Here is a 21,449-nt window from a genome sequence, read left to right as displayed (position 1 = left end):
TCTCTGTCGCTGTTTCACAGCCTGGTATCACGGCGCTATGCCACGATCACCACTCCGCATCGCAGCACCCAGGCCAGCGACACGGATTGTTTGTTCTCTGATTGCTATTATTTATATAGCTTGCTGCGCTGTTAGTACGTCGTTTCAAGAATCGCTCATACTTGAAACGACGTACCTCAGACGCTAGCAGCTATCAGGTTTGATGAAATATCAAACGTGCACCGGCTGCTGCAGCTCCTCTTCGGGCAGCGGAGCTGGCATATACAAGGCCAGGTCCTGCGGCGCGATGGCAGGCGCTGTGGGTGCAGCAGGCGTATCCGCCGAGCCCAGGCCGGCGATGTTGCCGGCAGCCTCGCCCGCCTCGCTCCGGGACTGCAGCACATCCTGCAGCGCAGGCAGCGCGGCAGGCTCGTCCGCATCCGTATACAGGGCATCAAGATGCTCCAGATCCAGGCTCATGGCCATCATCGGCGACGCAAACGGCGTAGGCTTGGGCCCAGGATCCACACCGTCATAGACCACCTTCACATCCTTGACGGTCGATGCGGTATCCCCATCCATGTCCTGGATGGTGTAGCCGAACTTGTCCCAATAGGAACTCAGCGCCTTGCCCTCATAGATGAACTTGGCCGTATCGAACTCCACGGTCAACGAGCCACCTGCGGCTGTCTTGACGGTGATGATGTGCTTGACTGCGTCATAGGTGTAGTCCACCCCCTCCACGGCGCCGCCCGTGACCTGCAAATCCTGTCCGGGAAGATAGGTGTAGGTTTTGCCATCGACATTGAGCACATTGACAAAGCCGCCGTCCGCACCAAATCCTTCGACGGTGCTGTCGAGTTCACCGCGCAGTGAGCCCTCCTGCCTGGGCAGCTGGATCAGATTCTGCAGCGTGGAATTCAGCTCCTCCGCCGAGGCAGCCACGACGACGGTACTCTCCTTTCCTTCAGCGCCGTTATAGGCAATCGGGTCGATATTGGGAATGTCTTTTTCCAAAATACCGCCAAAGCCCACGCCCACGGAGTTGATGTGGTGCTCCTTCACAAAGGCCTCCCAAGTTGCCTGCTGTGTTTCAGACACCGGGCCCTGGGCAGGTACTCCATCGGTGACGAAGTACGAGACATTCTGCACCCCCTCCCCGGTCAGCTTGCCGCTATCGTCAGTAAAGCCACCAGTGCCCATTACCTTGTCGAGAGCGTCTTTATAGGATGTGCCTCCATTAGCCGTCAGAGCCTTGATAGTCGCGATGGCATCCAAAGCACTCATCCAAGTGACGTAGGCCTTCGTGCGTGCAACATCCCCAAAAGTCACCAGCTTGACCGCCACATCGCCATACTCATCGTACTTGTTGATCAGATCCTCCAGCGCCTTCTTGGCCAGATTCAGGCGGTTGTTCGGGTCATTGGGAAACTGTTGATTGCCGCCACCCACGAAGTTCATGCTGCCCGACAGGTCCAGCACAATCATCAGATTGGTCTGCAGCTTGGACAGATTGATCGCCAGCTCGGCATCATCGCTGAGCGTCGGCACATCGTCCTTGACCTCCACGGCAAACCCGATTTCGCTGTCGTGCTCGCCATCGTGAACGATGGCCTTGAAGTCCAGGTCCAGCGTATTTTCACCACTGCTGGCTGCATGATCCAGAGGGCCCTTGAGGGTGACCGTATAGCTTGCCTCGTACTTACCACCAACCTCGGTCAGGGCACCGACCTTGACGGTCATGACCTCCTTGGCACCGGCCATGCCGGTCAGCGTGCTGGTGCTGGCATCCCAGTGCCAGGTCACATCAACGCCGCCCGACTTGACGCTACCGTCCACAGGGCCCTCCATCTCCACCGAGAAGGTATTGATGCCAGGCGTCTTGTCCGCATCGGTAAAGGTAATCTTGCCCGTGGCTGTGGTCGTGCTGCTCAGGTCATCCTTGATGCCGCCGGGCAGTGCTTCTTCCGCAACGTGCAGTACCTTGTCTTCAGGAGCTATCTCCACTACAGGGGCGGTGTCGTTCAGATCCTTTTCCTGAAGCGTGACTGTGACCTCGGTCTTGCCACCTTCGGTATCGGTCGCCACCACCTTGATCTGCTGGCTATTACTACCCTTTTCAAAGTCGTTGGCATCCGAAGCCGCTCCAGCCGCTGTCAGCGTGATCTCTCCAGTCAGTGGGTCGATCGCATACCAGCCATTAGGGTCGCTGGCCGGGTCAATGCTGTAGGTCAACGATATGCTGTCAGTATCGATGGCCTTCACCTGGCCCAGCACCATACCTGCGGGGCTGTTCTCGTCGTAGCTGAAGGTGTAATCCGTCACCGGCGGTTCGCCCGGGTCGCCTGGATCGACAAACACCGGTGGCTTGCTCACAGTCACGGTGACGCCCGCCTGCTCGGGCGTTCCGCCATCGGTCTGCGCCGTGTATTCGAAGTGGGCATCACCCACAAAGCCTGCCTTGGGCGTGAATTCCAGCTTGCCGCTCACCAGCTTGACGCTGCCGCTGCCATCGGTCAGAGCCACCGCAGCACCGCCTTCGGTGATGGCCTTGCCATCGACCTGCGTGATCGTGACGTTGGCGCCTTCGAAGTCGTCGTTGCCCAGCACGTCGATGGTGACGGGCTTGTCGTAGCCGGTCGTCGCAGTGTCGTCGGTCACGTCCTGCTCGGGCGTGAACTCGACCGTCACGGTGGTAGTGGTCTTGCCGCCCTTGCCGTCGTCCACGATCACCGTGAATTCATCAGGGCCGTTGTAGTCCGGATCCGGTGTGTAGGTGTACTCGCCGGTGTCCTTGTCGATGGTCACCGTGCCGTGGCTGGGGCCTGTGCCCTGGGTGTACTCCAGCGTATCGCCGTCCTTGTCCGTGCCGGTGATCTTGCCGTTGAAGGGCTGGTCTTCACCCACGGTGACGGTGTAGCCGCCGCCAGGCGTGAACGTCTGGCCGGGGATGTAGTCCGGATCGCTGGGGTCCAGGCCTTCGTTGGGGTCGGTCGGCTCGGGCAGCTGGTTGGCTGCCACGGTCACCGTGACATTGGCTGTCTCTTCCGAGCCCTTGTCGGTCTTGGCCGTGTAGCTGAACTCCGCGTTGCCATGGAAGCCGTCCGCTGGCGTAAACACCAGCTTACCGCCCACCAGCCTGACCTCGCCGTTGGCCACGGTCACGGTTCCACCTTCGACAATGGCCTTGTTGTCTACCTTGGTGATGGTTGGGTTGGCACCTTCGAACTCGTCGTTGGCCAGCACGTTGATAGTGACGGACTTCTCGTAGCCGGTCGTCGCTGTATCGGCGGTCACGTCCACTTCAGACTGGAACTCGACCGTCACGGTGGTAGTGGTCTTGCCACCCTTGCCGTCGTCCACGATCACCGTGAATTCATCAGGGCCGTTGTAGTCCGGATCGGGGGTGTAGGTGTACTCGCCGGTGTCCTTGTCGATGGTCACCGTGCCGTGGCTGGGGCCTGTGCCCTGGGTGTACTCCAGCGTATCGCCGTCCTTGTCCGTGCCGGTGATCTTGCCGTTGAACGGCTGGTCTTCACCCACGGTGACGGTGTAGCCGCCGCCAGGCGTGAACGTCTGGCCGGGGATGTAGTCCGGGTCGCTGGGGTCCAGGCCTTCGTTGGGGTCGGTCGGCTCGGGCAGCTGGTTGGCCGCCACGGTCACCGTGACATTGGCTGTCTCTTCCGAGCCCTTGTCGGTCTTGGCCGTGTAGCTGAACTCCGCGTTGCCATGGAAGCCGTCCGCTGGCGTAAACACCAGCTTACCGCCCACCAGCCTGACCTCGCCGTTGGCCACGGTCACGGTTCCACCTTCGACAATGGCCTTGTTGTCTACCTTGGTGATGGTAGGGTTGGCACCTTCGAACTCGTCGTTGGCCAGCACGTTGATAGTGACGGACTTCTCGTAGCCGGTCGTCGCTGTATCGGCGGTCACGTCCACTTCAGACTGGAACTCGACCGTCACGGTGGTAGTGGTCTTGCCACCCTTGCCATCGTCCACGATCACCGTGAATTCATCAGGGCCGTTGTAGTCCGGATCGGGGGTGTAGGTGTACTCGCCGGTGTCCTTGTCGATGGTCACCGTGCCGTGGCTGGGGCCTGTGCCCTGGGTGTACTCCAGCGTATCGCCGTCCTTGTCCGTGCCGGTGATCTTGCCGTTGAACGGCTGGTCTTCACCCACGGTGACGGTGTAGCCGCCGCCAGGCGTGAACGTCTGGCCGGGGATGTAGTCCGGGTCGCTGGGGTCCAGGCCTTCGTTGGGGTCGGTCGGCTCGGGCAGCTGGTTGGCCGCCACGGTCACCGTGACATTGGCTGTCTCTTCCGAGCCCTTGTCGGTCTTGGCCGTGTAGCTGAACTCCGCGTTGCCATGGAAGCCGTCCGCTGGCGTAAACACCAGCTTACCGCCCACCAGCCTGACCTCGCCGTTGGCCACGGTCACGGTTCCACCTTCGACAATGGCCTTGTTGTCTACCTTGGTGATGGTTGGGTTGGCACCTTCGAACTCGTCGTTGGCCAGCACGTTGATAGTGACGGACTTCTCGTAGCCGGTCGTCGCTGTATCGGCGGTCACGTCCACTTCAGACTGGAACTCGACCGTCACGGTGGTAGTGGTCTTGCCACCCTTGCCATCGTCCACGATCACCGTGAATTCATCAGGGCCGTTGTAGTCCGGATCGGGGGTGTAGGTGTACTCGCCGGTGTCCTTGTCGATGGTCACCGTGCCGTGGCTGGGGCCTGTGCCCTGGGTGTACTCCAGCGTATCGCCGTCCTTGTCCGTGCCGGTGATCTTGCCGTTGAACGGCTGGTCTTCACCCACGGTGACGGTGTAGCCGCCGCCAGGCGTGAACGTCTGGCCGGGGATGTAGTCCGGGTCGCTGGGGTCCAGGCCTTCGTTGGGGTCGGTCGGCTCGGGCAGCTGGTTGGCCGCCACGGTCACCGTGACATTGGCTGTCTCTTCCGAGCCCTTGTCGGTCTTGGCCGTGTAGCTGAACTCCGCGTTGCCATGGAAGCCGTCCGCTGGCGTAAACACCAGCTTACCGCCCACCAGCCTGACCTCGCCGTTGGCCACGGTCACGGTTCCACCTTCGACAATGGCCTTGTTGTCTACCTTGGTGATGGTTGGGTTGGCACCTTCGAACTCGTCGTTGGCCAGCACGTTGATAGTGACGGACTTCTCGTAGCCGGTCGTCGCTGTATCGGCGGTCACGTCCACTTCAGACTGGAACTCGACCGTCACGGTGGTAGTGGTCTTGCCACCCTTGCCATCGTCCACGATCACCGTGAATTCATCAGGGCCGTTGTAGTCCGGATCGGGGGTGTAGGTGTACTCGCCGGTGTCCTTGTCGATGGTCACCGTGCCGTGGCTGGGGCCTGTGCCCTGGGTGTACTCCAGCGTATCGCCGTCCTTGTCCGTGCCGGTGATCTTGCCGTTGAACGGCTGGTCTTCACCCACGGTGACGGTGTAGCCGCCGCCAGGCGTGAACGTCTGGCCGGGGATGTAGTCCGGGTCGCTGGGGTCCAGGCCTTCGTTGGGGTCGGTCGGCTCGGGCAGCTGGTTGGCCGCCACGGTCACCGTGACATTGGCTGTCTCTTCCGAGCCCTTGTCGGTCTTGGCCGTGTAGCTGAACTCCGCGTTGCCATGGAAGCCGTCCGCTGGCGTAAACACCAGCTTACCGCCCACCAGCCTGACCTCGCCGTTGGCCACGGTCACGGTTCCACCTTCGACAATGGCCTTGTTGTCTACCTTGGTGATGGTTGGGTTGGCACCTTCGAACTCGTCGTTGGCCAGCACGTTGATAGTGACGGACTTCTCGTAGCCGGTCGTCGCAGTGTCGTCGGTCACGTCCTGCTCGGGCGTGAACTCGACCGTCACGGTGGTAGTGGTCTTGCCGCCCTTGCCGTCGTCCACGATCACCGTGAATTCATCAGGGCCGTTGTAGTCCGGATCCGGTGTGTAGGTGTACTCGCCAGTGTCCTTGTCGATGGTCACCGTGCCGTGGCTGGGGCCAGTGCCCTGGGTGTACTCCAGCGTATCGCCGTCCTTGTCCGTGCCGGTGATCTTGCCGTTGAAGGGCTGATCTTCGTCCACCGTGATCTTGTAGCCGCCATCGGGGCCTGGCGTAAACGTCTGGCCAGGGAACTCAGGGTTGTTCGGATCAATGTTGGGGTCGGTCGGCTCGGGCAGCTGGTTGGCCGCCACGGTCACCGTGACATTGGCTGTCTCTTCCGAGCCCTTGTCGGTCTTGGCCGTGTAGCTGAACTCCGCGTTGCCATGGAAGCCGTCCGCTGGCGTAAACACCAGCTTACCGCCCACCAGCCTGACCTCGCCGTTGGCCACGGTCACGGTTCCACCTTCGACAATGGCCTTGTTGTCTACCTTGGTGATGGTTGGGTTGGCACCTTCGAACTCGTCGTTGGCCAGCACGTTGATAGTGACGGACTTCTCGTAGCCGGTCGTCGCTGTATCGGCGGTCACGTCCACTTCAGACTGGAACTCGACCGTCACGGTGGTAGTGGTCTTGCCACCCTTGCCGTCGTCCACGATCACCGTGAATTCATCAGGGCCGTTGTAGTCCGGATCCGGTGTGTAGGTGTACTCGCCGGTGTCCTTGTCGATGGTCACCGTGCCGTGGCTGGGGCCTGTGCCCTGGGTGTACTCCAGCGTATCGCCGTCCTTGTCCGTGCCGGTGATCTTGCCGTTGAACGGCTGGTCTTCACCCACGGTGACGGTGTAGCCGCCGCCAGGCGTGAACGTCTGGCCGGGGATGTAGTCCGGGTCGCTGGGGTCCAGGCCTTCGTTGGGGTCGGTCGGCTCGGGCAGCTGGTTGGCCGCCACGGTCACCGTGACATTGGCTGTCTCTTCCGAGCCCTTGTCGGTCTTGGCCGTGTAGCTGAACTCCGCGTTGCCATGGAAGCCGTCCGCTGGCGTAAACACCAGCTTACCGCCCACCAGCCTGACCTCGCCGTTGGCCACGGTCACGGTTCCACCTTCGACAATGGCCTTGTTGTCTACCTTGGTGATGGTTGGGTTGGCACCTTCGAACTCGTCGTTGGCCAGCACGTTGATAGTGACGGACTTCTCGTAGCCGGTCGTCGCTGTATCGGCGGTCACGTCCTGCTCGGGCGTGACGTTGACCGTCACCGTGGTGGTGGTCTTGCCACCCTTGCCGTCGTCCACGATCACTTCAAAGCGGTCCGTGCCCGGGCCGCTCCAGTCCTTGTGGGGCGTGTAGGTGTACTTGCCATTCAGTGTGACGGTCACGGTGCCGTGAGCGGGCGGATCGCCCAGCTCGTAGGTCAGCGTATCGCCGTCCTTGTCCGTGCCGGTGACCTTGCCGTTGAAGGGCTGGTCTTCACCCACGGTGACGATGTAGCCGCCGCCGGGGCCAGGCGTGAACGTCTGGCCGGGGATGTAGTCCGGGTCGCTGGGGTCCAGGCCTTCATTGGGGTCGGTCGGCTCGGGCAGCTGGTTGGCCGCCACGGTCACCGTGACATTGGCTGTCTCTTCCGAGCCCTTGTCGGTCTTGGCCGTGTAGCTGAACTCCGCGTTGCCATGGAAGCCGTCCGCTGGCGTAAACACCAGCTTACCGCCCACCAGCCTGACCTCGCCGTTGGCCACGGTCACGGCTCCACCTTCGACAATGGCCTTGTTGTCTACCTTGGTGATGGTAGGGTTGGCACCTTCGAACTCGTCGTTGGCCAGCACGTTGATAGTGACGGACTTCTCGTAGCCGGTCGTCGCTGTATCGGCGGTCACGTCCACTTCAGACTGGAACTCGACCGTCACGGTGGTAGTGGTCTTGCCACCCTTGCCATCGTCCACGATCACCGTGAATTCATCAGGGCCGTTGTAGTCCGGATCCGGTGTGTAGGTGTACTCGCCGGTGTCCTTGTCGATGGTCACCGTGCCGTGGCTGGGGCCTGTGCCCTGGGTGTACTCCAGCGCATCGCCGTCCTTGTCCGTGCCGGTGATCTTGCCGTTGAACGGCTGGTCTTCACCCACGGTGACGGTGTAGCCGCCGCCAGGCGTGAACGTCTGGCCGGGGATGTAGTCCGGGTCGCTGGGGTCCAGGCCTTCGTTGGGGTCGGTCGGCTCGGGCAGCTGGTTGGCCGCCACGGTCACCGTGACATTGGCTGTCTCTTCCGAGCCCTTGTCGGTCTTGGCCGTGTAGCTGAACTCCGCGTTGCCATGGAAGCCGTCCGCTGGCGTAAACACCAGCTTACCGCCCACCAGCCTGACCTCGCCGTTGGCCACGGTCACGGCTCCACCTTCGACAATGGCCTTGTTGTCTACCTTGGTGATGGTTGGGTTGGCACCTTCGAACTCGTCGTTGGCCAGCACGTTGATAGTGACGGACTTCTCGTAGCCGGTCGTCGCTGTATCGGCGGTCACGTCCACTTCAGACTGGAACTCGACCGTCACGGTGGTAGTGGTCTTGCCACCCTTGCCGTCGTCCACGATCACCGTGAATTCATCAGGGCCGTTGTAGTCCGGATCGGGGGTGTAGGTGTACTCGCCGGTGTCCTTGTCGATGGTCACCGTGCCGTGGCTGGGGCCTGTGCCCTGGGTGTACTCCAGCGTATCGCCGTCCTTGTCCGTGCCGGTGATCTTGCCGTTGAACGGCTGGTCTTCACCCACGGTGACGGTGTAGCCGCCGCCAGGCGTGAACGTCTGGCCGGGGATGTAGTCCGGGTCGCTGGGGTCCAGGCCTTCGTTGGGGTCGGTCGGCTCGGGCAGCTGGTTGGCCGCCACGGTCACCGTGACATTGGCTGTCTCTTCCGAGCCCTTGTCGGTCTTGGCCGTGTAGCTGAACTCCGCGTTGCCATGGAAGCCGTCCGCTGGCGTAAACACCAGCTTACCGCCCACCAGCCTGACCTCGCCGTTGGCCACGGTCACGGTTCCACCTTCGACAATGGCCTTGTTGTCTACCTTGGTGATGGTTGGGTTGGCACCTTCGAACTCGTCGTTGGCCAGCACGTTGATAGTGACGGACTTCTCGTAGCCGGTCGTCGCAGTGTCGTCGGTCACGTCCTGCTCGGGCGTGAACTCGACCGTCACGGTGTTAGTGGTCTTGCCGCCCTTGCCGTCGTCCACGATCACCGTGAATTCATCAGGGCCGTTGTAGTCCGGATCCGGTGTGTAGGTGTACTCGCCAGTGTCCTTGTCGATGGTCACCGTGCCGTGGCTGGGGCCAGTGCCCTGGGTGTACTCCAGCGTATCGCCGTCCTTGTCCGTGCCGGTGATCTTGCCGTTGAAGGGCTGATCTTCGTCCACCGTGATCTTGTAGCCGCCATCGGGGCCTGGCGTAAACGTCTGGCCAGGGAACTCAGGGTTGTTCGGATCAATGTTGGGGTCGGTCGGCTCAGGCAGCTGGTTGGCTGCCACGGTCACGGTGACATTGGCCGTCTCGGGCGTTCCGCCATCGGTCTGCGCCGTGTATTCGAAGTGGGCGTCACCCACAAAGCCGGCCTTGGGCGTGAACTCCAGCTTGCCGCCCACCAGCTTGACACTACCGCTACCATCGGTCAGGGCCACCGCAGCACCGCCTTCGGTGATGGCCTTGCCATCGACCTGCGTGATCCTGACGTTATCGCCTGCGAACTCGTCGTTGGCCAGCACGTCGATGGTGACGGGCTTCCCAAAGCCGGTGCCCTCGATGTCGTCGAACGCATCCTGCTCCGCTCCCACATTGACCGTCACCGTGGTGGTGGTCTTGCCGCCCTTACCGTCGTCCACGATCACTTCAAAGCGGTCCGTGCCCGGACCGCTCCAGTCCTTGTTGGGCGTGTAGGTATATTCGCCGGTGTCCTTGTCGATGGTCACCGTGCCATGAGCGGGTGGTGTGCCCAATCCGTAGGTCAACGAATCGCCATCTGAGTCCTTGCCCACAACCTTTCCATTGAAAGGCTGGTCTTCACGCACAGTGACTTTGTAGCCGCCATTGTTGAATTCCTGCCCAGGCACGTGACCCAGGGCACCAGGGCTCAGCCCTTCATTGGGATCGACAGGCTCTGGAGGGTTGTTGGCATTCTTGCCACTTCCACCGCTCCCACCACTCGACACAGCCAGCCCCCCCAGACCCAACCCCACAAGCCAAGGCAGCCACGCAGCAACAGACTCATTCGATTCGATCTCAGTGAACTCGAAGCCTTCCCAGGCACCACCATATTGGCCCCACCAAAGCACGCCCTGCTGATCTTCCAAGACCAGATCGTTGCGCCCTTCCTCTGGATATACCGCGAAAAAACCGCTCACATGGATTTGTTTTCCATCGACCAAGGTCAGTACCAGGTCATTACCGACACGAGTCGATTTGGCGATCTGTTCGGGTGCAACTTTGAGGATGACTGCAGAAGGCTTATCTAAAACCAGGCCTTGCTCTGTAGAGGCGACTTTTCCACCAGACTTGTATACGGCTTCCATGAACTTCTCCTTGATTCCTAACCTTGGCAAAGTTCTGAACCCTCTACCTTGGGGTGCTCAATGCCAAATGCTCGCGAATGCTAGGAGTTAGCGATCTGGAGCGCTTTTGAAAAAGCGAATATTCCATCTGCCTACCAGACAACGATTCAAAACAAATGTCAATTTCACTCTCGGCAGACATTTGCTCCATCACACCTATGTTTAAAAACAGGAATTTGCTTTTGAATTTCAGAAAAACTTGTAAACAAACGTCAGATTCAGCGCATCTACGTCAGCCTCAGCTCCAAAACGTAACACGTCGTTAAAAATCATCTTCACAATCCATAGTTTTTCAAAATAACCATCTAACTTCGGATTGTTGCCGTGTCTTACTGGTCACCTGCAGGCCCTTCGAGTGAACGAATCCTCGTCATCGACGACAACGTGACTGAACTGAAAATCCTGCTGGAACTGCTTCGAAGTAATGGCTATCGTCTTTCCGTCGCAATGGATGCCATGCAGGGCTATCGCCGTGCCACTACTCAGCAATTCGAACTAATCCTATTGGACGTAAATATGGGCAGCGTAGATGGATTTGCCGCCTGCAGGCTATTGAAGGCAGATCCATCCACAGCTGGCATTCCCGTTATCTTTGTGACTTCTTGTGCCTCCCCCAAAGAGCGTCTGATGGGGTTGCAGTTAGGTGCTGTGGACTACATTCCAAAGCCGTTCGACATCAATGAAGTTTTAGCGCGTGTGGAAATCCACTTGGCTTTGGCGAAACGCCAAGGAATTCCATACCAGGACGTTCGCGCTTCACCAGAGCCGCCACCGTCAGTCCCTGCTATTGGGCGAGTAACGGAAACACTGAGCACTGATCACAATTTGACGTTGCTGCGAGCAGCCCAGCAGTTGGTGCTTTCCGATTTGTCCAAGGTTCCTACTCTGCCTGAATTAGCTGCCAAATTAGGCACCAATGAAAAGCGTCTAACACGCGTCTTCCAGGTTCACACGGGGAGCACGGTTTACAAGTTCATCCGGGAGACTCGCCTTCACGAAGCTCAACGCATGCTTGCTAGCTCCGCCATGCATATAGAGGAAGTTGCGGCAGCGGTAGGATTCTCCAGCGCTGCTAATTTCTCGTCAGCCTTTCATTCCCATTTTGGGTGTACCCCGTCATCTTTTCGGCGCTCATACATGAGTCCAAAACCATGAGGCAATGCACATCGAGCTATGTTCGTCTGCTCTGCAGCATATTCCTATGTTGGACAATCAATGCAAGCGCACTTGAAGCGTCTGCGCCCCCCCGAATTCAGATCAGCGATGTAGCTCTCGGCCTCCAGGTCCTGGACAACACGGTCGAGGTCTGGGAGCGCGGTATGGCAAACGAAACACCACTACAGGTGGCAGCCCTTCCTAGCAATGAGATTGACGGATTCCAGACCGTTACAGCCAAGGCGCTTGAAGGGCGATTCGATATGACACATCTGTGGCTCAGGCTGGCACTGCACAACGATCTAAATACCCCTCAATCAGTGCAACTGGCTTTGGGGGTGAGTTGGCTGCAACACGTGACTTTTTATGTTGTACGCATGCAGGAAGGTCAAGTTCGTGCAAGTCGAACCTTGACAGGAATCAGTGACCCTAACGAGTCGCTCAATCGAGTACCTCAGATCGCCATAAATCTAGCGCCAGGAGAGAAGGTACGTGTACTTGTTCACGTCAATAGTCACGCATCAAGTACGTTGAAAGTCACGCTGCATACAGTAGATCAATGGCACAGGGTGGAGCGTGACTATGCGTTGTTCAGCGGACTTCTGATTGGCTGCATACTGGTGTTCGCAGTCTATTCTGCGGCTCTCTGGAGAATTCTGCGATCTCCCTTGATGGGATGGCAAACACTGGGGCTGTTGCTGACTGCACTTTATGAAGCTACCTATCGTGGCTATGCGCAAATAATACTTTGGCCCAGCAGTACAGAATGGGGCTACCGAGCTCATCACGTTTTGGTTGCAGGCATCGTGCTGAGCATATTGCTATATCTGCGTGCGCGATTGGAAAAAACCCAGAAATATCTACCCTCGGCAGGAGTAATTCTGCTCAAGGTCGTTGCCCTCTTAGAAAGCATTGTTCTCATCGGCGCTTTATTTGGGCCTTATGACTGGTTTGCCCCTACTGGCATCATCGTTGCCCCACTGAGTCTGGTAGCAATTCTGGCTTGCACATACATCTACCATCGTAGTGGAGGGCCTGGCAGCGTGACAGCTTTGCTGCTCGTATCTGTCTTGGCATGTTGTGCATTGCTGCGCGCCGTTGCTCTCTTGATACCAAACATCGCGCTGGTTCAGCTCTTCGAGCAATATGCGCTTGTACTGCCCGCCTTGACGGTCGGTCTGTTCGTCATCACCAGCTGGGCCTATCAGCATTCCCACCAACGTCACCAGGCACAGCGCACCTTGCTCCAATGGCAAAGCCAGCAGCAAGAACGCCTTGAACATGAGGTCAAGTACAAAACTCGCGCTCTTAAAGAGGCTCTAGAACAAGCTGAGCAACGTTCGTTGGAGCAAAAAGAGCTACTCGCCTATGTCAGTCATGATTTGCGAGCGCCAGTCTCCGCGATCATTGCCTATCTACAACTGATGCACCTGTCCCCGAACAAAGTTGACATAGATAAACTGGCCGCAGTTGAAAGAAGCGCTACTTATCAATTGGCATTGATCGACGAACTGGTGGACTATGCCAAAGATGAGTTGCAGCCTCCTTTGGCATTGAATGAGCAGTTGGTAGATCTAAGCTCTCTGCTGGATGAACTCACCAAGTACGCCCATGCGCTGGCCCATCGTCAACGCAATAAGTTCTCACTGAAAATACAGAGCATGCTGCCCGTACATGTCTACTTGGACGGCAAGCGCCTGCAACAGGCTGTACTCAATCTCTTGTCCAACGCCGCGAAATTTACATTCGACGGAAGCATTGACCTGAAGCTGCAAGGTAAGTACGTTGGCCGAGACAAATGGCATCTTCGCTTTGAGGTTAGCGACAGTGGTTCCGGCATGGAGCCGGAAGTACTCGCCAGAATTCAAAAATCGCTGACGGCCAGTCGCACTCATGCAAAACGAGGACTGGGGCTACTGATCGCACAACGCATCATTGAGAAGATGACCGGCCATCTATCTATTGATAGCCATCTAGGGCGCGGTACCAATGCAGTTTTTTTTCTAATGGTCAAACAGGTATCGGATAGTCCTGTCTTCCAAGCTTTGATGCCTCTGCCCACATCTGATGAACACAGTGGGCACAAGACCATGCAGAAACTGGAGGCTCTTCAAGAGGAGCAGAAGTACGAATTGGAGCAGCTTGCAAGGCGGGGGAACTGGAGCGATTTGCATGCATGGATTGATGCCATGGACAACGGCACAGACTACCAAGGCCTGGTCAGTGCGCTCAGGCATGCGCTGGATGAATTGGATTTTGAGCAAATCAGCAATATTGCACGCACCGCTCCATTGCGGAGTTTGAACAGCGATTCTTCATGAAAGCTGCGTGTCGGACTTCCAGGAAGCGGGTGTACCCGAAGCCTGCTCTATGGCCCTGGAGACGGTCTGTCCTGCACAGTTCCAAGCGGCCATACATCGAACTTCTCACGTCACACGCGCGTGACACCCACTCTCAGGAGATGCCCTTGCTAGCCGATGGCGGCAAGACTGACTTTGTAGCGCCGACACTGCCCATCTTCAGGCACCCATACTCGATCAGCGACACCCCCATCTTGAGCGAGAGCTCGCACTTCCTCTCGCGTAACTGGACAATGATCCAGAGCTTCAAGATGATTCACCACTAGCTCGCCAGGCCAGCAACTCGCAGCGTCCATTACATCTTTGGCATCCATAAGGATTTCTCCTCCCAGATCGAAGCGTGCTCCGCCTGCAGGCAGGATGGCGATATCGGGTCTCAGCCTATGCAGGCAGTCACGTACTGCTGGAGTCAGCAAAGTGTCGCCGGCCACATAGACACTGGGTTCGCCAGGCAATTCCAGCAGGTAGCCGTGACCATGCTCCATGAATCGCCCGACCCACCCTTTCCCATGTACACAGAGGATTGGAGTAATGTGGCCACCGAGACTCCACAACTGACGCTCCTGAGCGCTCAACGACTCTGCATTGAGGCCCCGCTGGCAAAGGTACTCCGCGTCACGCGGCATGCAGAACACAGGGACCCTTCTCTCACGTAGAAAGCGCTTACCGATGCGATCCAGGTGATCGAAGTGTCCGCGCTGGCAATGGGTAATAAGCGCATGCGTAACTCGTTCAAGCACGGCCTCTGAATTCTCATGAAGTTCGACGATTGGATTGCGCTGGCGCCCGCGTCCCAGATAACGCAACCCAGGCAGACTTCCGCGAGGGGCGAGCATTGGGTCGACAAGCAGACCAATGGCCCTGCCTTGGGCCTCAAACTCTAGAACGATAGTGGCATTGCGTAGCTGGGTGATCTGCATGAAGGACTTGGAGGTGGAGGAAATGCCTCATTCTTCCGATATGCCTCTGCATGGAAAATGGCAAGACTAGTCAGTTAATTACCAATTCATGCCAGACTCCACATTTCGAATGGAACCATTCCGCCTCGCATTGTTGCTGTATCCCGAATGCATGCCGGCCGGCCTATTTTCTGTAGCGGACATGGTGCGAGCCGCCAACCTGCGCGCCAGGCGGATGGTGTGCGACGTGATCTGGGCAGGAGTAGATACAACGCCAGTCACAACCTGGCAAGGGCCATCGATAGCTCCGAAGACCTGCCTACATACCGTGCGCGCGGACGCAGTGGTGGTACCAGGTCTGTGGCTATCGTCTGCAAGTGACCTGCGAGCCCCATTGCAGAAACTGGCTCCGGTGATCCGAGCATTGCGGGAATTACCCAAGGAAACCAAGGTGTGGAGCTATTGCGCAGGAGTTCTGCCAGTTGCTGCGAGCGGGAGATTGCATGGGCAACGTGCAACGGCAACGTGGTGGCTGCGGGAGTCATTGCAAACCAGCTTTCCACGCGTTGAATGGAGCTTTGATGAGCCAATGATCATCGGCGAAGGCTCGTGGACGGCTGCCGGCGCTCACGGATATCTGCCACTCGTGCAGCACATGTTGACCAAGAGGCTAGACCCCACTGAGCTTCGCGATCTACAAAATCTACTAATGCTGCCACGCCCGGCGGTGTTGCATGCCGCATTTGCCAGACTGGAACTCATTACTCTGACTGATGAGTCTCTACGTCATGCGCAGATGATTGTGCAACGCAGCCCCTCAGGCGAGTTGCGCTTGCCGGCGCTTGCTGCCCAATTGCATATCTCTCCACGAACATTGGCTCGGCGAGTGCATGAGCACACGGGTCTGGCTGCAGCTCAGTGGATGCGACGCATCAAACTGCGCCAAGTGGCCGAAGCGCTATGTGAAACCCAACAGCCGCTCAAACGCATTGTCGATGAACTTGGCTTCGCCAGCGAGGCGAGCCTCATACGGGCCTTCAGACAAGCTACCGGCATGACGCCTGTGGCGTATCGTACGGTCCATGCCTGAATGTCCGCTCCGATTGAACTGGGCACGGCCGACCAGTCTGCTTCTGCTGGCTATGACCGACTGAGCTCGACCACTGACGCTCAACTTGAATTGCGACTCAGCGACTGCTTGCGTTGGTGCCACGCATGTGGCTCGCCTAGGAAACCTTTGCATAACTCCCGCACACCAGCATCGCCAGCTGCAGTTTCTGCCAGACACCGCTCGCAAGTCATACTCCTGCCATAGCCCAGGACTTGGAGGATATCCTCCAAAGGAATGCCTGCTTGCTGCACAAACAGGATGCCGTCGAGAGCTGCTTCATCGCTCACAGAGAGCTTACGTACGCCGCCTTTGGCAAAGGTGCGAAGGCTGGAGGGCTGCAGCCATCGCCACAGATCTTTGTTAACGGATTGTCTTGCCACGAAGGCATGAAGCATCAGTGCTTCAGGTTGGCATCGAAGGGGATGGCGTTATCGTCTCTACCCAGCCCGCTGTCTCCTGTCCCCTGGGAGACGATTTTTCCCACCTCCTAGGGTTTGCTTTCTTTGCGTGGCGGCATTCAGCTTCTAGGCTTCTAGATTGCCAAGACTCCTCTTTCTACTGAGCAAGCAGAACATGGCCTTCATCAATTACGTGACTCAGATCCAGTTTGACTTTGGCGCCGTGCAAATGCTGCGCCAGGAATGCGAGCGTGTGGGTATCAGCAAGCCGCTGATCGTGACCGACCCCGGCGTCAAGGCTGCAGGAATCTTGCAAAAATCCATAAATGCACTGGGCGGCCTGCCCCATGCAGTATTTGACCAGACTCCTTCCAACCCCACTGAAGCGGCTGTGTGCGCTGCGGCTGAAATCTACAAATCCCAGAACTGCGATGGATTAATCGCTGTGGGCGGTGGCAGTGCCATTGACTGTGCCAAAGGCGTGGCAATTGCGGCTACGCATGAAGGCCCGCTCTCGCACTACGCGACGATTGAAGGCGGCTCGCCTCGTATTACGGAGCGAGTTGCTCCGTTGATTGCCGTACCCACCACCAGCGGCACGGGTAGCGAGGTAGCGCGTGGTGCCATCATCATCGTGGACGACCATCGAAAGCTGGGTTTTCACAGCTGGCATCTGGTGCCCAAGGCTGCCATCTGCGACCCCGAGCTCACCTTCGGCCTCCCCCCCATGCTGACGGCAGCAACCGGCATGGATGCCATAGCCCATTGCATGGAAACCTTTATGGCCTCGGCCTTCAATCCACCAGCCGACGGTATCGGCCTGGACGGGCTGACCCGGGGCTGGGCGCATATCGAGAGGGCCATGCTCAATGGCAACGACGCGGAAGCCCGCCGCCAATTGATGAGCGCAAGCATGCAAGGGGCCATGGCTTTTCAGAAAGGTCTGGGCTGCGTGCATAGCCTCAGTCACAGCCTGGGCGGAATCAACCCGCGCCTGCACCACGGCACGCTCAACGCCATGTTCCTGCCCGCAGTCGTGCGTTTCAATGCCGAAGCCGAAAGTGTTCAGCGCGAGGACCGCCTCAACCGCATGGCACATGCCATGGGTCTTAGCAGCGGAAGCGATATCCCCGACGCGATCCGAGATATGAATGCCCGCCTGAACCTGCCATCGGGTCTGGCTGCCATGGGCGTGGAGCGCGCGCAGTTTGATGCCATCATCAGCGGTGCGCTCAAGGACCACTGCCACGCCACCAATCCACGGCTGGCATCCGCACAGGACTATGAGCAGATTCTCAGCACCTCGCTCTGACAGACTGCACACAGGCGCTCAAGCCTCAACGACAGGGCCCTGCTTGAGCGCTTCGCGCACATCTTCCATCAATTGCCTCGCCATGCTGCTGAGCACCTCGAGCTCATCGTCGGACATGTTTCGAGGCTCGTCATCAAGTATGGAAAGACAGCCCAGCACATTGCCTTTTTTGTCCAACAAAGGCACACCCGCATAAAAGCGCAGCTTGAGGCTATGCACCAACGAGTCGCTTGCAAATCGGGGGTCTCGCGCCAAGTCTCCGACCACAATGGCCTCTTCTTCATACACGACATACGAGCACACCGTGCCATCACGAGGGAAGCCTTGTTGAGCGCCCTCTTGCGCTGACAGCGGCAGCAGACTGCCCGGCGCAAAGACACGTTCAGCATCCACCCAGGAAACTTGAGCCCACTTGGTGTTGAAAGCGTTCACGGCCTTCTTGGCCGTATCGCGATACAGCGCTGTCAATGCCGGTGCCAGCACTCCGCTTTCATGCAGCATTTTGACGCGCTGCACATCGTCATCGGGAATCGGAGCTGCAATCACACACTCGCCGGGATCTCCAACCTGCATGGCCTCTACCCACAGATGCAACTCCCGCAGACTGGTCACGCAGGCCTGCGCTCCTGTCTGCCGGGCAAACTCGGGGTCAGCGGCCACGGCTGGAGCATTCCACAGGCACAGCACCACTCGTGCACCCGGCCAATGGCGGCGAATGCGCCGCACAATGCGTCTCGCCATGCTTTGTGGCTGGTGATTGAAAATCGACAGCACCAATAGATCCGATTGCTTCACGGCCTGAACCCACTCGCGATCCGCCAACAAGCCATTGGCATCAAACTGCAAGGACTTCGAGTCCGGGGCAAGTGCCCATCCGGAGCAGCTAACCTCATGACCATGCAAACTCTCTGCATGGGCCACCATGGCTGCGCCCAGGGCATCCACCTCCCAGCGCACACCCGCGCAATGAATGCGCAGGCATTGACGCTGATCACCTTCACCGGGAGCCGCCCGGCCATGCTCGCCACAGCTTCTGAATGCATATTGGTCCTGCAGCTCCTCAAGCAAGGCTGCCATGCCATTGGACAGCCGCAAGCGATGTTCGGCCGTCGCCGACTCCAGATGCTGCTGGGTTGCAATACGCAGAGCAGGAATGGCAACCTCATCATAAAACCCGCTGACGGCACTGGCCCTGTCATCCTGGCTGTGCTTCGAGAGCAGGCGCTCCTCCACGGACTGTACGGCCATGCTGATGGCATCATCAGCGTCATCGGCCAGCAGACGCTGATACAGCCGTTGCTGCGGCCCGAGAACAGGCTCGCTGCCCAGCAAGACCTCCATGAATTTGAGCGAGGGAATGTAGCGCCCCAGCACCAGCAGGCACACCGTCAATGGTGTGGAAAGAATCAGGCCGATCGGCCCCCAAAGCGCTGTCCAGAAGGTTGCGGCGACAATGATTGACAAGGTCGACAAACCTGTACTTGAGCCATATAGCCACGGCTCGATCACATTGTTGCTGATCAGCTCCAGCAGCAAAATCAGGCCCAGAGTCATCAAAAACATATCCCAGCTGGGATCGACCGCAAAGGCCAGCGCCAGCGGAAATACCGCAGACATCATCGGACCCACATAGGGCACAAATCGCATGATGGCGCCCAGCACGCCCCAGAGAATCGCCCCCGGCACACCAATGAGCAACAAGCCCATGGCGAGTGGCACGCCATAGCTGACATTGACGATGAACTGCATGCGCAGATATTTGCCAATGCGCTGCGAGGCCTCATCCAGCGCATCGGTGGCCACATTGAGGTTGCCCCCCACCAGCCTAAGCAACCGATCCCTCAGCTCGTCCCTGTCAAGCAGAATCAATATGACAAACAGCAACACGATGCCTGCGGTCGTCACCGGCTCGGCAATACGCCCCAGCCACTGCAGCATCCGCGTGGTGGGCTTGGAATCGGGAGGCTGAACCTCCACTTTCTGCACCCGCGCCCTGGCGCTATCCACGCTGGCGATCTCCTTCTCAACGGTGTTGTAGGTCTTGAAAACGCCATCCCAGGCGCTGGGCATGTTTGCGCTCTTGCGCAGGCTGCGCAATTTGTCCCGAATCGTCGATTGATAGGTCGGCAGATCGGCACTGAGTTGCTGCACCTGACTCCCCAGATACATGCCCAGCCCTCCGAGCGCTGCCAGGGCAAAAGCCACGACCACAATGGCCGAAGCCATTCGCGGCAGCCCCCAGCGCTTGAGCCGGCTGACAGCCGGGTCGAGCAAAAAGCCGAACAGCATTGCCAGGGCCAAAGGAATCAACATGTCCCGCCCGAAGTACAGAGCAAGGATCACGATGGAAGCAATCATCAATCCGATGAGCAAGCGCAGTGCCGGCAGCATTTCTGCCAGATGCACAAGCCCGGGAGCCACATTGCCTCTGGCTCGTCTGTCCATGCCCTCCCACAAACCGGGAGCAGGCTGCCGGCCCTCTCTGGCCGAACCCGTCTCTCGCGAGAGAGTCTCGATTTCGACCGGCGCCCCCGCATAAGGTTTGGCTGGCGCAACCGCGCCAAAGTTGACCTCGGGGATTGCAGACGACTCATCGTACGGAGACTTCTCGTTTCGGTTCTCTGACATTGGCATCCTTGATGGACTGTTGTCTATGATTTTCTGAGACAAAGTGCGCTCATCCAGAATTCCAACTGGCTCTGCCCTCCTCTGCTGTCAGGCTTTGTCGTAATTTGCAAAAAAGCGCTATAGAGCCTCGACTCGACCCGGATCAGGCGCATGTAGCCACTGCGCAAACTCATCGGCCAGCTGCCGACTGGCCGCCGTCGCGGCATTCCAGGCCTTGGCGCGCGCATCATGGTCTGTGCCATAGCTCAGAAAATCGTGCCGATCCGGCAACTTGGCGTTAGGCAGGCAGGTCACCCAGGCGGGATCAGGAGCCAGCACAATCATCGAGTCCAGATACGAACTCGGTCCATGACGCCATTTCAGCCCCTTGTCCAACCAGCCAGGAATCACCGCTTTCTGGAAATGAGGATATAGCACCACCCCATCGCCGCTACGAGAGGCCAGATAGTCCAGATGCATGTGATAGTCGGTAATGCCACCATCCCAATAGGCACCCTTGGGAGCATCTGAAATGTCTTGCACGGCATCCAGCACGAAAGGGATGGAGCAACTGGCTCGCAAGGCATCCATGAAATTACTCTCCGTCAACCGGGTCTGCGCAGACCGAATGTCCGCAACACCAAAGGGAAGAGCATGCACGGCATCGCTTAAAGAAGAAGAAGAGGAAAAGATCACACGCTCCAGCAAGCAGCCCAATGCCGACCGATGCAATGCATTGCCGGCAAACGCGGCCGCATAGCCCAATGGAGTGCGCCACGGGGATGCACGTGACAGCAGGCCACGCCCGCGGGCGGCAATCACATGCAGCCTATAGCGCGGATTCGCCAGAACCTCACTCACACGCCCCCCGTAAAAGTCCTGTAGAGACTGCGCAAACCGTTCACTGACCAGCGACGACGGCGTGCGCCTTTGCCCTTCGGGGGGATCGAAGCGCTGTGCAATATAGTCACGCTCCAGTCGCTCAAAGGCTTCCACTGGTGCGTCCAGGCAAGCCGTCGCCATGCGCCAGGCACCGATGGAGGCTCCAATCAGATCCACAGGCTGCGCGCTGGCCTGCAACCACTGCCCAAAGATGAAACGATCCAGAGGTCCGAGAATCAAGCCCTTGGGACCGCCTGCGGCCGCCGGTATGACTCTGACCATATC

Annotated in this window: 9 protein-coding genes; 4 read left to right on the top strand and 5 right to left on the bottom strand. The window is 58.5% G+C overall.

Annotation, left to right across the window (positions count from 1 at the left end; translation table 11 throughout):
- Positions 1-210 precede the first annotated feature (210 nt).
- Complete coding sequence (locus F0P97_RS27455) at positions 211-10,401, bottom strand: Ig-like domain-containing protein (RefSeq protein WP_232538158.1); 10,191 nt, start codon at positions 10,399-10,401, stop codon at positions 211-213.
- A gap of 363 nt (positions 10,402-10,764) precedes the next feature.
- On the opposite strand from F0P97_RS27455, the gene F0P97_RS08430 reads away from it, so the two are divergent.
- Together F0P97_RS08430 and F0P97_RS08425 are read left to right on the top strand one after the other, a co-directional pair.
- Positions 10,765-11,595 carry a helix-turn-helix domain-containing protein gene (locus F0P97_RS08430; RefSeq protein ID WP_182286404.1) on the top strand — a complete coding sequence of 277 codons (831 nt, stop codon included), beginning with the start codon at positions 10,765-10,767 and terminating at the stop codon, positions 11,593-11,595.
- Positions 11,596-11,759: 164 nt separating this feature from the next.
- On the top strand, positions 11,760-13,916 hold the full coding sequence (locus F0P97_RS08425) for a sensor histidine kinase (RefSeq protein WP_232538157.1): 2,157 nt from the start codon (positions 11,760-11,762) through the stop codon (positions 13,914-13,916).
- A 149-nt stretch (positions 13,917-14,065) separates the two neighbouring features.
- Here the strand turns inward: F0P97_RS08425 and F0P97_RS08420 are convergent, their stop codons facing one another.
- Positions 14,066-14,875, bottom strand: a complete 810-nt coding sequence (locus F0P97_RS08420) for an MBL fold metallo-hydrolase (RefSeq protein WP_182286402.1) — start codon at positions 14,873-14,875, stop codon at positions 14,066-14,068.
- 373 nt (positions 14,876-15,248) lie between these two features.
- Between F0P97_RS08420 and F0P97_RS08415 the strand changes: the two genes are divergently transcribed.
- Complete coding sequence (locus tag F0P97_RS08415) at positions 15,249-15,944, top strand: helix-turn-helix domain-containing protein (protein WP_232538156.1); 696 nt, start codon at positions 15,249-15,251, stop codon at positions 15,942-15,944.
- Positions 15,945-16,024: 80 nt separating this feature from the next.
- Here the strand turns inward: F0P97_RS08415 and F0P97_RS08410 are convergent, their stop codons facing one another.
- A complete protein-coding gene (locus F0P97_RS08410; protein WP_182286401.1) occupies positions 16,025-16,360 on the bottom strand; it encodes a hypothetical protein in 336 nt (111 codons plus the stop codon).
- Between the two features lie 178 nt (positions 16,361-16,538).
- Between F0P97_RS08410 and F0P97_RS08405 the strand changes: the two genes are divergently transcribed.
- The gene (locus tag F0P97_RS08405) at positions 16,539-17,675 is read left to right on the top strand and encodes an iron-containing alcohol dehydrogenase (protein WP_182286400.1); all 1,137 of its coding nucleotides are present in this window, start codon (positions 16,539-16,541) and stop codon (positions 17,673-17,675) included.
- Positions 17,676-17,693: 18 nt separating this feature from the next.
- On the opposite strand, the gene F0P97_RS08400 is transcribed toward F0P97_RS08405, so the two are convergent.
- Positions 17,694-20,120, bottom strand: a complete 2,427-nt coding sequence (locus F0P97_RS08400; protein WP_182287141.1) for an AI-2E family transporter — start codon at positions 20,118-20,120, stop codon at positions 17,694-17,696.
- Positions 20,121-20,420: 300 nt separating this feature from the next.
- Entirely contained in the window at positions 20,421-21,446 is a 1,026-nt protein-coding gene (locus F0P97_RS08395; RefSeq protein ID WP_182286399.1) for a patatin-like phospholipase family protein, read from the bottom strand.
- Between the last annotated feature and the right edge of the window lie 3 nt (positions 21,447-21,449).

The organism is Comamonas testosteroni (assembly GCF_014076415.1).
GTDB lineage: Bacteria > Pseudomonadota > Gammaproteobacteria > Burkholderiales > Burkholderiaceae_C > Comamonas > Comamonas testosteroni_F.
Note: the sequence above shows the minus strand (reverse complement) of the source record. Positions and strands in the feature narration are given on the sequence as shown.

Bases quoted from the DNA above. Each gene is read 5' to 3' on its own strand.
- F0P97_RS27455 (WP_232538158.1), bottom strand. From the start codon at position 10,401: ATGGAAGCCGTATACAAGTCTGGTGGAAAAGTCGCCTCTACAGAGCAA.
- F0P97_RS08425 (WP_232538157.1), top strand. From the start codon at position 11,760: ATGGCAAACGAAACACCACTACAGGTGGCAGCCCTTCCTAGCAATGAG.
- F0P97_RS08420 (WP_182286402.1), bottom strand. From the start codon at position 14,875: ATGCAGATCACCCAGCTACGCAATGCCACTATCGTTCTAGAGTTTGAG.
- F0P97_RS08410 (WP_182286401.1), bottom strand. From the start codon at position 16,360: ATGCTTCATGCCTTCGTGGCAAGACAATCCGTTAACAAAGATCTGTGG.
- F0P97_RS08405 (WP_182286400.1), top strand. From the start codon at position 16,539: ATGGCCTTCATCAATTACGTGACTCAGATCCAGTTTGACTTTGGCGCC.
- F0P97_RS08400 (WP_182287141.1), bottom strand. From the start codon at position 20,120: ATGGACAGACGAGCCAGAGGCAATGTGGCTCCCGGGCTTGTGCATCTG.
- F0P97_RS08395 (WP_182286399.1), bottom strand. From the start codon at position 21,446: ATGGTCAGAGTCATACCGGCGGCCGCAGGCGGTCCCAAGGGCTTGATT.